Source organism: Mucilaginibacter sp. (genome assembly GCF_041663085.1).
Lineage (GTDB): Bacteria > Bacteroidota > Bacteroidia > Sphingobacteriales > Sphingobacteriaceae > Mucilaginibacter.
Window position 1 is genome coordinate 1 of the sequence record NZ_JBAZRC010000010.1, and the last position, 13,002, is coordinate 13,002.

Genomic DNA, 13,002 nt, shown 5'->3' on the forward strand with positions numbered 1-13,002 from the left:
ATCAACTACGCCAAATACAAAGTCCTGCACTTTAGGGTTTGTCAGATCGAGCACCAGTTGGTTCCTGAAATATTTTTCGGGGCGGTTAGCTTCTTTGATCACCCAATCAGGGTGCGCTTTGTACAGGTCGCTGGCCGGGTTAACCATTTCGGGCTCAATCCAGATGCCAAATTTTACGCCATTTGCCTGCGCTTCTTTTACTAGCGAGCTTATGCCGTTTGGCAATTTCCGTTTGTTTTCCTGCCAGTCGCCCAGGCCTGCATTATCGCCATTACGGGGATGGTTATTACCAAACCACCCATCATCCAGCAAAAACATATCGGCGCCCAGTTTTTTGGTGTCTTTTATCAGCTGGGCCAGTTTAGGCTCATTAAAATCAAAGTAAGTAGATTCCCAGTTATTTAATAATCTTAGCCTTGATCCGTTGCCATCAACAATCTTGTATTGTCGCGCCCAACGGTGCAGCTGCCTGCTGGCATCGCCACGGCCATGGTCAGAGTAGGTGTACACCAATGCCGGGGTAGTAAACTCCTCGCCGGGTTTCAGGCGATATTCTGACGCGGCGTTATTGATACCGGCAATCAGCCTTAAGTTATCCGCCGGGTCGTACTCAAAATCGACCCTAAAATTGCCTGACCATTCTAACGAACCCAACAGTACTTTACCCTCATCCTCGGTAGCGGGTTTACCCATGGATATCATAAAGGTTGATGGTTCGTATAAATTGGCACGGGTACCCAGTTTGGTGTCGATGGTTTTAATACCATGGGTTAGCTTGCTTTCTTCGGGTTTCATTTCTGATGCCCAGTTGCCGTGATACTGTTTCAGCCAAAAACCCTCACCTTCTTTTTTAAAGTTAAGGTTGGCAGATGCATACTTGTTCAGCGTTATCACGCCTTTTTCGTTATTGGTAATTACCGACCATTGCTCGGTAACATCCTCTTTATAAAATGTTTTATAATACAGCTTCACTTCGAACGGATAAGCCGGGTCTTTAAGCGTTACAGTTAATAAGGAAACATTGTCATCAACCTTGGTTACGGTATGATTTACATATAATAAGTCCAATGATTTATTGCCATCGGCATGGGTAACGGTCAATGCAGGTTCTGCCAGGTTAGCCGAGCCTGATGGTGTATAAGCATCATCTAATATCCCCGAATCATCATTTGGTTTGTACAGGTTTTTGATGACAGCATATTCAACAGCATTGCCCAATTTGGCGCCAAAATAAACCATCTTCAGGTTTTTCTGAGCATCTGTTTGCAGCACAAGTGCATTGTGCATCGTTTCTACCGGGATGGTTACAACTTGTGCTTTGGCAAATGAGCATACTGTAATAAGGCAAACTATCGCTAAAGATAATCGACGGGTTCTTTTAAATCTCATGATTGGGTTATAAATGTATGGCAGACAATAATACGGTAAAAAAAAAACCTTAACAAAATGCTAATGGGTAATATTATTGGGGCGGGCGCTTATAATGATTCAACAAAACAGTAAATGTATCACCTCCGGTTTTCCAAGTGCTGTTTACCTGCATTTTTGTTGGCACTGTTTCACCGCCATGCCACATAATCACTTTCGCCGGGCTGTGTGCAGTAGGTGTAAATATTTTAATTGCATAGCCAGGGCTTGCCCGCAAATTTTAGTTAGGAACTGATCATAACCTCATACCAATTATTGGCGTAGGTTTTATAAATTGCAGGATACTTTTGGAAACAAGCCTCATGAAATACCTTATTATTACCCTGCTTACTTTTATAACGCTAACCAGCCATTCGCAAGGCTATAAAAGCCGGTTAGAAACGCATCGTAAACAGTATAAAGCAGATTTCCTGACGGATAAAAACTCCCCCTTAAAAGAAGCCGACCTTAAAAACCTGCATTTTTATGACGCGGATAGTACCTACCTGATAACTGCCGACGTAGAAATTTTGCCAACTGAGCCATCATTCATGATACCCACCTTTAATGGTGCGAAGCAGGAATATGTACGTTATGCACGTGTAAAATTTGTATTGAACGGTAAACCGCTTCACTTAACTATTTACAGCAATACGCTATTGGCCAAACGCCCCGGCTTTGCCGACTACCTGTTTATGCCTTTTACAGACCAAACCAACGGTCATGAAACTTACGGCGGCGGCCGATATCTTGATCTTAAAACCACCGACATCAAAAACGGCCATTTAGAAATTGATTTTAATAAGGCTTATAACCCCTATTGCGCTTACAGCGCGGTCTACCAGTGCCCTATGCCCCCGAAAGAGAACGACCTGGAGGTAAAAGTGCAGGCCGGCGAGAAACAATACACCGGCGAAAAAAAGCATTAAATATTTAATTATGAATACGTAAGCTATTTTGTAAATTGCATTAATTAAACCTTTATAAACCCCTTATCAATGCTAAACTCAAATAGATTATGGAGGGTATTATTTGCCTTATCCATTATTGGTATTGCCTTATTGCAAATTGTATTTTTAGTGTTTATGCCTGTCATTATCCCGTGGCCGGCTGATATTGCCGTTTCGCATTTTTCGGCATGGATAGGTAGTATTGTACTGGCGGCAATATGCTTGCCTGTATTGGTGAACAGTAAAGCCCGGCCTGCTGCCATTTATTTAGGGTTGCTTTTTTTACTATTACTGATCGTTTTTCATATCCCAAACCAATTTTTAACTACTCCCGATTTTTTAGGCAGTTGGGCCAATGCGTTTAAAATATTTGCATTAAGCGGCTGCGCTTTTATAGTGGCATCATCATTACCGCAGGTGGGAGAATTTACCACCGGGTTTGAAGGGGTACTGCCTGCAGGCAAATACTTCCTGGCTTTAACTATACTCATATTTGGCATTGAGCATTTTATTTACATTGGCTTTGTACCCGGCCTTGTACCAAAATGGATCCCCTTCCCGGTTTTTTGGACGTACTTTACAGGTGTTGCCCTCATAGCAGCCGGGCTTGGCATCTTATTGAATATACAACGCCAGCTGGCGGCAAAACTACTGGGTATAATGCTGTTGATATGGGTAATTATACTTCACATTCCACGCGCCTGGGCCAACCCAAAAGGTATGCACGGTAACGAAATAGTAAGTGTATTTGAGGCACTGGCTTTTAGCAGCGCGGCTTTTATATTATCTAACGTGCCAAAAAAGGTTGTTAAAACTACGGCTAAAACCAAAGGCAAAGCAAAAAAGCGTTAGCATATGCCAACGCTTTAGGTTAAAGCTTACCTTCCAATTCTTTCGCTTTGGCGTAATTAGATGTGCCTGGTGGTACATTTTTGAGCCACTTACGGGCGTTTGCCTTATCGTTCTGTTTAACATAGCTTAAAGCCATGTAATATGCCGCATCATACTTAAATGCCGATTCGCCCTGGTAAAGCTGTTGCAAAATGCCGCGTGCTTTGGCCTCCTGTTTATCCTGTATCAAAGTGATGCCGTAATAATAAGCCGCCATACTGTTATTAGGGTTAGCTGCATACTCCTTCGCCAGTAGCTTTTCGGCTGCTATGTAATCCTTTTTATTGTAGAATGCTGCTGCCTTTTCTAAATTGGTTTGCGCACCCTCGCCCCTTTCAGATACCGACATGTTGCTTGCTGTGCTGTATTCATCATACAAACTCTTTTTCCATGGGTTAAAAACAATGAGCCCCAGTATAAGCACCGCCGCTATGCCCGAGATCCACCTTGTGTATGATTTAAATGATACTACTTTGGCTTCGGCTTTAAAATGCGTTTTGTTTAGGTTACCAAGCGTTTGTTTTAAACCATCAAGGCTGGCATCAGGCTTAAACCGGGTTTTTAACGCGATGGTTGCCTCCCGGTATTGCTCCACATATTCGCGCAATTCGGCATCGCCCTGCATTTGCAGCTCAAAATCTTTTTGCTGCTGCAAATCCATTTCTCCATCTACATAATTTGATACCTGTAGAATGCTATCGTTATTCATCGCTGTTAAATATTAAGATTGAACCATTTTTACTAAAGATGCCATACACTCCGATTTTTTTTTACGCAGATACCCATAAGTAACACCCATAGCCTCGGCCACTTTTTCCTGTGCCTCGCCCTGCATGCTCCAACGGATGATTTCCTTGCATTTTTCGCCCAGTTTTTCAAAAGCAGCCATAAACCTGTTGTTCTGTTCTATTTGGTGCTCCAACTCTTCGGCAAGTGCAAAAGTATCCTCGCTGCTATCTAATACATCGTCGGGGTTATTTGTTACCTGTATTAATGATCTTTTTTTTAATTCGTTAAACCATTTGCGTTTGCATACCAAAAAAACAAAGGCATTAAAGGGGCAGGTGAGCTGCAGATCCTTGTTTTTGGCCTGGTGATATATATCTATTAAAGCTTCCTGGAAAATATCGGCGGCATCATCCTCATTACCATTATTAAAACAGATATATGATTTTACCTGCCGGGCGCAGCTTTTATATATCTCATCAATAAGCCCTGCATCATTATTTAATAAGGCCGTTACATAACGCTGATCGGGATGGGTTGCTTTTGCCATAAAATAGGTTGTGGGAAAGTACGAAAAATAATATTTAAAAAATATTTCAAAAAAGGGGGTAACAAATTTTAAGCACCGCTGATATAGATGCAAACAACGATAAATCACGGCGTAACGCTGAAAAGCCAAAATAGAGTAAGCGATAAAAAAAATTAAAACTACAATTATGAAAAAGTTCAATTTAACCTCAGTATCAGTAGCAGCATTATTGTTATTAGCAGTATCCTGCACAAAAGACAAAAACGATATGGGCTTCGTTCCAACAAACCCAGATGGCAACGCACAGCAATTTGTAGCAAGCAACGCGCCTAAAACACAAACCATGCAAATTGATGCATCAAACCTGCCGCAAAGCGTAACGTTAAAAGGCGGCACCAAAATCACCTTCCCGGCAGGCTCATTAACTGTAGGCGGTGTAGCGGTAACCGGTACAGTAACGGTAGAAGCTGTTGAAGTATTAAAAAGAAGCGACGTACTATTTTACGGTAGCAACACTAACCACATCAGCGGCGCCCCGCTTGCATCAGATGGTTTTATATATGTAAATGTTAAAGCAAACGGTACAAGTGTAGACAATATGATGCCTGTACCTATGCAAATTTCTATTCCGGCGAAACGAAGCGGTGTTACCCAACTTTGGGAGGGGGTCGACCAGGGTGGTAACCCGCTTGTAGCCGGAGCCGCGGCACAAATGGCCTGGGCCGCACCACGCAAAGGCGCTAACGGCCAGGATGGCGGCAAAGAGGTAGCTTCGGTTAACAATACCTTCACTTTTAACTTCGGCAGTACCGGTTGGATCAATACCGACGTGTTTTACAGCTATAGCAATCCAAAAACTACCGTGAATGTTGATCTGGTTGGTAATCCCGGCACGCTATCGTCGTTCCACTCATACAGCGGCGAAACTTATGTTTACTTCTGTGCAAAAGGCAGCAATGTTGCGGCACAACTGTACACTACAACAGGCCCAAACAGTGTTAAAAGTTATGACAATGTAATGCCGGTAGGTGTTGAAGGCAAATTCCTTACCTTTTCTATAAAAGATGGCAAATACTACTACGGCGAACTGGAAAGCACTATTACAGCAAACCAGCATGTAACCTTAACCCTTACAGAAACTACCGAAGCTGCAGTACAAACAGCTATAAACAGCCTGGATAGTTACTAATTCTACCTGTATTTTTTAATTAGTTAAGCGGCCCTGAGTTTCAGGGTCGCTTATTATCATTTTAAGTTTTTATATTTAATTGTTTTTTACCTAACCAGTTGCCCCCTGTCACACCATGAGAAAGCTCTTGTTACTTACCTTCATCTGCCTTGCTACTAAACTGAGCGCGCAGGTACTTCCCCCGGCGGTAATACCAACAGATACTATCCCGGCTATTATTAATTATACTGATGACAATGGCACGGTAAAATTTACCCCGCAGTTACGCGCCCTAAGGCCAATTGCAGGTGCCCCCACCCCATTCTTTACCTACTTTTGGGAGTTTGGCGATGGCACCTTCAGCTTTGAGAAAGAACCGGTGCATACCTATTTAGATTCTGCCCTTACTTACTATAGCGCGCGGCTTTATGCCACCAATAATTATGACGATGGCAAACGCCCGCCAACCCGGCCAAAAAAGGTGATCATTAAACGGTCGAAGGCTATGCTGGCCTCGGCACCTGTGCCCAGTAATATCTTCCAGCCCGGCAGCAGTATCACCCTGAAAAATAACTGTATGCCAAAACCCGGCGATGATATGATGCTGGTATTAGGCTATCGCAACAAGGCCGGCAACCTAACCAATAACCTGGGCGGCACTATTGCCATTTTATATAACGATAAGGAATTTAGCAATAACAATTTCGACCTGACCGAAACACGCACCTATCATAACGAGAAAACCGAAGACCTGCAAAAGTTGAACGTGTTTGCCTATTCGCCCGTTAAAAAACCAAAGGATAATTTATACTATGCATCTGTTAGCCCCGGCATTTCACAAGCGCAGATAGATGAGATATTGGCAAAAGAGGCTTTAGTATTACGCGACCAGGTAAAGAACTTTAAAAGCAGCAAGGCATGGCATTTTGAGAACCTGAAAGCCGGGCAGGAAAACTTTGTTTTTATGGATTTTAAAACCACGCCCGAGATGATCAAAGACACCAACGCCATAGTGCGCCTGAGTGGTGTTTTTATCCCTGATGACCCTAAAATAGAACGCGAGATATTTAGTGTGGAGTTGCAGATAGTAGCCTCGCACGACCCCAATAAAATGTCGTTACGCAGAACGCGGATGGATTACCGATTTACCGGTAAACACCGCGAATTGACTTATAGGGTAGATTTTCAGAACACAGGCAAAGGGCCTGCAAAAAAGGTAAATGTGGGGGTTAGCTTGTCGCCGGTATTTGATGCCAGCACCATCAAGGTAAACCGCACAAAACCCGAAGTAAAAAGCTGCGACAGCGCATACGCCAACCAAAGCTGCCTGAAGGTTGTACCGGGTACCGACAGCGTGAATTTTATTTTTAACAACATTTACCTGCCCGGCACACAGCAGGAAGGTGTGCACGATGCCGACTCCACCAAGGGCTTTGTAGAATACAAGATCAAATTTAAGGAGAAACCAAAAAAGCTGCCCATCTATACCCGGGCATCTATCATATTTGACAAGAACGAACCCATTGTAACCAACAAGGCTACCGGCAGGTTTAAACCGGGCTTATCGCCGGGGATTATACTGGGTTTTGGGTTTCCGTTACAATCAAAAGGCAGCGATTACCTTACACAAAAAAACATCACGATTGGTGCAAGCATCGCGCCGTATTCGTCTTATGGCAAATATTTACAGGCTGAGATCTACCTGAGCGACTTTAAGGAAGTTTCACAAACACGGACGGTAGCAGGCAACAGGGATACCACAATAGGTAAGGTACCGTACATTATTAGCAGCCGTACCCGAACCATATCTAACAAAGTAACCACGCTGAATGTGGTGCCTGTATCCTTACGGTATAGCTTTAACGATTATATAGGCGCAGGTGTGGGCGCGTTGGTTTCCATAGACCTGAACAATACCTTTAAGAACAATATAAACTACGCATTAAAAGGTGTAAATGGCGTTGCTGATGAAAACCTTGCAGTACTGGCCGACAGGGTAAAAAAGACATTTTCGGATGCCCGGGCTTCTGTTTTTGCAGATGTTGTTGTTGGCAAGGTGCGCGTAGGACCTGCTATTGGGTTCAGGTATTTTTACGACCCAAAATCTTCAGTATCACATGCAAGCACCTATGTAACCTGGAAATTCTAACTTAAAATAACCTATTTTAGTGGCACTAACCATTACCTATGCCGCTAAAGCCTGTACGATATATTGTACTTTTTTGCCTGATGCTTTTGCATGCGGCAGCTTATGCGCAGGATGCCCCTATCAGCAAAAAACTGGCCGACCTAAAAAGCAAGAACGACCTTACCGAGTGGCTTTACCAGCGGATAGATTATGTGACTGCTAATCCGCAGCAATTACCCTTTCTACTTGCTGCACAAAGAGACGTGTGGCGACAGCCTGCCACCCTTGAGGAGCGCATTGCCTGGCTTACCTTGCTTAGCACACAAGGGTATGACCAGCTGCAAGCCGGGGATATACTCAGCTCCATTAACTACTATGAGGATGCTTACGCATACTTCTATAAGTATAAAGTAGTACAGTTTGATGTGGTAGAATATGTGTTTAAACCACTTGGCAATAACTATACCCGCCTTGGCGATTATGAGCGGGCTATATTCATCCAGCAAAAGGCAATTGAACAATTGAACGCCTTTGAAAATACCGGGGATATGGCTTCGGCTTATTGCAACATGGCCATATCATATTACACCATGGGCAATTATACCGCCGCCCTTAATTGCATAACCAAAGGCCAAAAACTCACAAAAAATTCCGGGGTAAATTTTCGGCTTCAGAACGTCCTGGCTGACATTTTAAACGACCAAAGCCGCCCTTCGAATGCCCGGAAAATACTCCAAAAGAACATTAAATCGCAAAAAAGCGACAACAGCCAAAACGCCTATAGCTTGCTTGGCGCTTATACAACTTTGGGGAATATAGAATTAAAAAGCCATCACCTGAAATTTGCCGGGAACAATTATAATTCGGCCCTTAACATCATTAACATTTGGTACCCCGGCGACCGGCTGCGCGAAAAAGCAAACCTGGTTGCACAACTTGCCAAAGTTAAACGCTTAGAGAAGCAGCCACAAAAAGCACTTTTATTAGCCGATGAAGCTTTAAGAATATTACGTATAAACACATCGCAAAATAAAACCCTGGCGCAAAACATTTATGGCGAAATTAACCTGGTTGATATCTTCTCGGAAAAAGCGCTTACCTACCAACTACTAAAACAACCCGAAGCAGCCCTGCAAAATATACGTTACGCCCTGCTGGCAACTGATAAAATAAGGAAGGAATTTGCCGATAACAAAACCAAAGAGCGCCTGCAAAACAACGGCAAGGAACTGGCCGAAACCGCCATAGAAATGGCATTGGGCTTATACCAAACATCGCACGATGAAAAATACCTGAACCTGGTACTGGAAATTGCCGAGCAAACCAAAGCCCGCACCCTTGCCGACCAGATACAGCACAACAACCAGCAATTTGCAAGCAACCGGCATGATAGCACCTTGCGCAAACGTACAGATCTTGAACGTGCCATTGCCTATAACGAACGGTTAATTATGACCGAAAAAAACGGCGCAAAATATCAGGAAAAGGTTAACGCCTTAAAATACGACCTATCGCTGCTCAACAAAAAATACCGCGAACAATCAGCCGGAACGGTTTCAGCGGCGGCGGATATGTTATCGGCTTTACCAAAAGAGCTGCATGCCATTGAGTTCTTTTTTGGTACGCGCGGCGTATATATGATAGATATAAAAAACAGCGTTGTTAAAAAAGTTACAAGAATAGCCGGCGCGGATAGTTTACGCCGGCAGCTTACCCAATTCATCAACACCTATTACCGCAACGGGCCGGATGCCATGCTTAATTCGCCAAAGGAATTTTTCATGGCATCCAATAGCATATACTCTACCCTGTTTAAAAGCACAACCTTACAAGCAAACGAGCGCCTTTGTATTATTGCGGATGATGTACTGGGCTACCTGTCGTTCGATGGCTTAATTACCGGGGATAAGTATGACCCCGCCACATCGCAATGGCCGTTCCTGCTCAAGAAGCTGACAACCACCTATGCATTCTCATTGAATGCCCTGATCAAAAACAAAGCTAAAGATACCGGCAGGACAACCTTTAGCGGGTTGTTTGTTACGCACGAGGGCAACAGCAACACGCCTATCATCGCTGTAAAAAAAGAGGCTGATGCAATTAATAAATTGGTAAAGGGCAATTATCTGTACAATGAGGAGGTCAACACCCGGTCGTTCTTTAACAGTTTTGAAAACTCGGCTACGCTGCATATCAGTACCCATGCTTATCTGTCGGGCATCAACAAAGAGCCTACACTTGATTTTGGCAAAGAGAAACTTTTCCTGTTCGAGCTATTATCTAAAGCTAATAAACCCAACCTGGTAATATTAAGCGCCTGCCGCACGGGGGATGGGATGCTGGCAAACGGCGAGGGCATCATCAGCCTGTCGCGCGGGTTTACAGCCATTGGTACACCTGCAACTATTGCCGGTTTATGGAACGTAAATGATGAAGCTGTATCGCAAATAACCGCCAACGTATACAAACACCTGCTTACCGGTAAAAGCAGCGGTACTGCACTGCATCAAGCCAAACTTGCGTGGTTAAATACTGCCCAACCATCTGATGCCATGTACCTGCCTTACTATTGGGACAGCCTGGTACTGATGGGTGCCGACGAGCCGGTACATTTACAGGCAGCCATAAATTCTATTTATTGGTATGCCATAGGCGGCCTCATAGTAATTACGCTCGGCTTGCTTTATTGGAGAAAAAAGAAACGATAATTTTTACCTGCTTGCCGCATAAATAAACCAGGCATTCAGTAAAACATAACCTGCCAGCATCACCTGCGCGCATAAAAAGTCGAACTTTTTAGCCTCCTCAACCTTATCCCTTTTCACCAGGCGCAGGGAGTAAGCAGTGCTGATAATTATTGTAAGGATAAATAACAAGGTGATGCCGTGCAGGGTATCAACTAGGGTAAACGTGGTAGATTCGGGCAAGGACGAATCTACAATATACTTGTTACCAATTACCGCGAACAGGGCACCCACACTCAATCCAAACCGCGAATCGATGCTATCCGTATGGATGTAAAAACACATATAGGCTATCAGGAAAGCTACATACATGCCCAGAAACATCTTCCAGAACAAGCCCATGGCAGCCCTGTCTATCTGTAACTTTACTTTAAAATTGCTGTATTCGGTATGTGGTTTAGGCACACTCTCGTCACCAAAGGCTGTCTCGTAAACTTTTATCCCGGTAGATACATTCAGGCTATCTATTTGCCAGCCCCTCAGGGTAAAACGCGGATCGAAGTGCTTACCAAGTGTATCGGGCGCAAAAACCAACGATTTGGAATCGAACTGTGAATTCTCGATAGAGAACCGGAGCTTTTGCTTATCAAACGGAAAGTTTTCTGTCGCCCATGAATCTTTCATCACACACTGCAGCTTCATCAGGATGTAAACCTTGTTATCGCTGGAGTCGACAGTTGAATAGGATTGCGTAACCGTTTTTGCCTGCGGCACTTCCAGGTTATGCAAAAAGTCGAATTTTTTGTTCTTGTATTTTAACCACAGCCAAAGGTTTATGCTGTATTCTTTATCCTTAAAATTTATATCGTGGATGCTGGTGATATAAATACCGCTGTAAACCGTATCCGGTTTTTCGGCCTGTGCCTTAGCCTGTGGGGATGCAAAAACGGCCAGGATAAAAGCAATGGCTAAAATAACTTGTTTACGCAGGGGTATCGCTATCATAAATTAAAACTACATGCTAAAAATAGTTATTTTGTTTTGATCAGCAGCCTATTAACAGGTGTAAATGAAATTATCTTACATCTATCAAACGTTCCTATGGAACGTAATGCTTTTATAATTGAAACTACCAACCAAACGCCCCGATGGGGCGAACCTATATATTAGAGCAACGTTCGCCCCTTCGGGCTTAACGTGTACACACCTAATCGACAAGCGTATCTTCTATGCCCTTAGGGTCATTCTCTTTCTGCATTTAAAATTTGTGGGAGCACGTCGCCCCATCGGGGCGTTTGGTTGGTAAGATAAACAGTAACACCGGCGCGTTCCATCGGAACGCTTCGTGAAATGTGAAAGTTTAATCTGCCCTTATTAACTCAGCGCATCATGAAAGATAATACCCAGGCTATGCCTGTTACCGCTGTGCAGCGGACTAACCCCATGTTTCATATTTACCCGGTGATAACCCTTTGCACCTTTAGCAGGGCGGAAGTTTGTAGTGAAGATAACCATATCGCCCCTATCGGGCACCAGCACATTGGCTTTTGATTGCGCCCGTGGTATTTGTTCTGTTATAACAAATTCGCCGCCCGTAAAATCTTCATTGGCCTGGTTAAGCACAAACACTATTTGCATAGGGAAATATACCTCGCCGTACAGATCCTGGTGCATGGTATTAAACCCGCCCGGCCCGTATTTTAAAATAAGCGCGGTTGGTTTTAGCTGGCCGTTATCATGGCTCACTTGTTTCATCTCCGCATGTGTTAGCGGGAAGTTTTTGTTTATACCCAGTTCCTGCATCCATGCATTGGCAACCGGCGCTATGTTGGGGTAAATGCTTTCGCGCAATTCGTTTATTAAATGGGGTAGCGGGTAGTCGTAATATTTATATTCGCCGCTACCATACCGGTAACGATCCATATTAACCGTTTTACGGTAATTGCCGGTATGGTAATTAGCAATCAGGCTATCGCACTCCTGTTTGTTTAAAATGGCCTTTACAATTACAAATCCTTTGTCGTGCAGTGTATGGGTAATTTGCTCCCAGTTAATTGCGGCTATCCGGTCCGATATTTCAGGTGTTTCCATAAATTTAATTTATCCAAAACTGCAATGATCACCACGTAGTTGAAACCCGTTTCTTGCGGAATTAAACCCTTGCATTTAATAAAATTGCCCAGCAGGCACCTAAATCAGGAAACACTTTTAAAAAATCAATCCATCATCCAGCGGTTACGCACACATCTGTCGCATTTATATCTTTTAAGCGGCAGCCAAAACAGTAATGTTTTCATTAAAAAAGTTCGCCGGATCCTTTGCATATCCGTTTTAAGGCCTTTGCCACAGGCACAGGGGGGTACCCTTTTTATGGGTACAGATTGAGGGGTAGATGTCATTATTAGGGGTATTTATAAATAGACGAGAAACCTATAGTACCCCGCCTATTTGTATTACAGGCAAAAATACTGGTTGTTTATTAACATAATATTAAGATGCAGGCATAATATTATACCATA

At 43.5% G+C, this 13,002-nt stretch carries 10 protein-coding genes; 5 read left to right on the forward strand and 5 right to left on the reverse strand.

What is annotated here, in order from left to right; all coding sequences use genetic code 11:
• The coding region (locus WC615_RS04275) for an alpha-galactosidase (RefSeq protein ID WP_372976898.1) at nt 1-1,389 on the reverse strand (1,389 nt) is incomplete at its 3' end.
• A gap of 341 nt (nt 1,390-1,730) precedes the next feature.
• Between WC615_RS04275 and WC615_RS04280 the strand changes: the two genes are divergently transcribed.
• On the forward strand, nt 1,731-2,336 hold the full coding sequence (locus tag WC615_RS04280) for a DUF1684 domain-containing protein (protein ID WP_372976899.1): 606 nt from the start codon (nt 1,731-1,733) through the stop codon (nt 2,334-2,336).
• 69 nt (nt 2,337-2,405) lie between these two features.
• Complete coding sequence (locus WC615_RS04285) at nt 2,406-3,209, forward strand: hypothetical protein (protein WP_372976900.1); 804 nt, start codon at nt 2,406-2,408, stop codon at nt 3,207-3,209.
• 19 nt (nt 3,210-3,228) lie between these two features.
• On the opposite strand, the gene WC615_RS04290 is transcribed toward WC615_RS04285, so the two are convergent.
• On the reverse strand, nt 3,229-3,957 hold the full coding sequence (locus WC615_RS04290) for a hypothetical protein (RefSeq protein ID WP_372976901.1): 729 nt from the start codon (nt 3,955-3,957) through the stop codon (nt 3,229-3,231).
• A gap of 12 nt (nt 3,958-3,969) precedes the next feature.
• Complete coding sequence (locus WC615_RS04295; protein ID WP_372976902.1) at nt 3,970-4,524, reverse strand: RNA polymerase sigma factor; 555 nt, start codon at nt 4,522-4,524, stop codon at nt 3,970-3,972.
• A gap of 166 nt (nt 4,525-4,690) precedes the next feature.
• Between WC615_RS04295 and WC615_RS04300 the strand changes: the two genes are divergently transcribed.
• The 3 genes from WC615_RS04300 to WC615_RS04310 all read left to right on the forward strand — a co-directional run bounded on the left by WC615_RS04300 (nt 4,691) and on the right by WC615_RS04310 (nt 10,507).
• On the forward strand, nt 4,691-5,692 hold the full coding sequence (locus WC615_RS04300) for a hypothetical protein (RefSeq protein WP_372976903.1): 1,002 nt from the start codon (nt 4,691-4,693) through the stop codon (nt 5,690-5,692).
• A gap of 115 nt (nt 5,693-5,807) precedes the next feature.
• Nucleotides 5,808-7,820 (forward strand): hypothetical protein, encoded by a 2,013-nt coding sequence (locus tag WC615_RS04305; protein ID WP_372976904.1) that lies wholly within the window; start codon nt 5,808-5,810, stop codon nt 7,818-7,820.
• Between the two features lie 38 nt (nt 7,821-7,858).
• On the forward strand, nt 7,859-10,507 hold the full coding sequence (locus WC615_RS04310) for a CHAT domain-containing protein (protein ID WP_372976905.1): 2,649 nt from the start codon (nt 7,859-7,861) through the stop codon (nt 10,505-10,507).
• A gap of 3 nt (nt 10,508-10,510) precedes the next feature.
• Here the strand turns inward: WC615_RS04310 and WC615_RS04315 are convergent, their stop codons facing one another.
• Both WC615_RS04315 and WC615_RS04320 read right to left on the reverse strand, forming a co-directional pair.
• Nucleotides 10,511-11,488, reverse strand: coding sequence for a hypothetical protein (locus tag WC615_RS04315; protein WP_372976906.1), 978 nt, complete (start codon nt 11,486-11,488; stop codon nt 10,511-10,513).
• Nucleotides 11,489-11,857: 369 nt separating this feature from the next.
• Entirely contained in the window at nt 11,858-12,574 is a 717-nt protein-coding gene (locus WC615_RS04320) for a 2OG-Fe(II) oxygenase (protein WP_372976907.1), read from the reverse strand.
• Nucleotides 12,575-13,002 lie beyond the last annotated feature (428 nt).

Bases quoted from the DNA above. Each gene is read 5' to 3' on its own strand.
- WC615_RS04290 (WP_372976901.1), bottom strand. From the start codon at position 3,957: ATGAATAACGATAGCATTCTACAGGTATCAAATTATGTAGATGGAGAA.
- WC615_RS04295 (WP_372976902.1), bottom strand. From the start codon at position 4,524: ATGGCAAAAGCAACCCATCCCGATCAGCGTTATGTAACGGCCTTATTA.
- WC615_RS04310 (WP_372976905.1), top strand. From the start codon at position 7,859: ATGCCGCTAAAGCCTGTACGATATATTGTACTTTTTTGCCTGATGCTT.
- WC615_RS04285 (WP_372976900.1), top strand. From the start codon at position 2,406: ATGCTAAACTCAAATAGATTATGGAGGGTATTATTTGCCTTATCCATT.
- WC615_RS04300 (WP_372976903.1), top strand. From the start codon at position 4,691: ATGAAAAAGTTCAATTTAACCTCAGTATCAGTAGCAGCATTATTGTTA.
- WC615_RS04305 (WP_372976904.1), top strand. From the start codon at position 5,808: ATGAGAAAGCTCTTGTTACTTACCTTCATCTGCCTTGCTACTAAACTG.
- WC615_RS04280 (WP_372976899.1), top strand. From the start codon at position 1,731: ATGAAATACCTTATTATTACCCTGCTTACTTTTATAACGCTAACCAGC.
- WC615_RS04315 (WP_372976906.1), bottom strand. From the start codon at position 11,488: ATGATAGCGATACCCCTGCGTAAACAAGTTATTTTAGCCATTGCTTTT.
- WC615_RS04320 (WP_372976907.1), bottom strand. From the start codon at position 12,574: ATGGAAACACCTGAAATATCGGACCGGATAGCCGCAATTAACTGGGAG.